The sequence below is a fragment of the Pseudoalteromonas sp. S327 genome (assembly GCF_005886415.1).
Classification (GTDB): domain Bacteria; phylum Pseudomonadota; class Gammaproteobacteria; order Enterobacterales; family Alteromonadaceae; genus Pseudoalteromonas; species Pseudoalteromonas atlantica.
This window is the reverse complement of record NZ_PNDP01000173.1, coordinates 1-360: the sequence shown is the minus strand read 5'-3', so window position 1 is coordinate 360 and position 360 is coordinate 1. Positions and strand designations below refer to the sequence as shown.

The 360-nt window shown below is 43.9% G+C and carries 2 pseudogenes; both read left to right on the top strand.

Features of this window, described 5'->3' with window-relative positions:
• A pseudogene (locus CWB60_RS20615) lies at positions 1-216 on the top strand (pseudouridine synthase); the annotation flags it as partial.
• Positions 209-360, top strand: a pseudogene (locus CWB60_RS21140) (NUDIX hydrolase); the annotation flags it as partial. The pseudogenes CWB60_RS20615 and CWB60_RS21140, both read left to right, overlap by 8 nt.

Genomic DNA, 360 nt, shown 5'->3' with positions numbered 1-360 from the left:
TGGCCTGGAGTGCCGACGGTAAGTCAGCGAATGGTGATTCCTACAACGTGGTTAAGTAGTACAATTATAGAAGGACGTAATATGCTAGATCGCCGTATGACCGCCCCTGTTTGGCACCCTACATTCAGGCTAATTCGCTACAGTATTGGCACTACTTCGCTAGATGGCATAAACAGCGCACAGTACAGTGTTATAAAAGGTGAGGTAAATGCATAAACCCCATGTAACGCTGGCTGCTGTAGTAAAAAAAGGAGAGCATTTTTTACTGGTAAAAGACCGACATAAATTTACTTCTAATATTTGTTATAACCAACCTGCTGGCCATTTAGCAGTAAACGAAACACTGGCTCACGCAGCCAG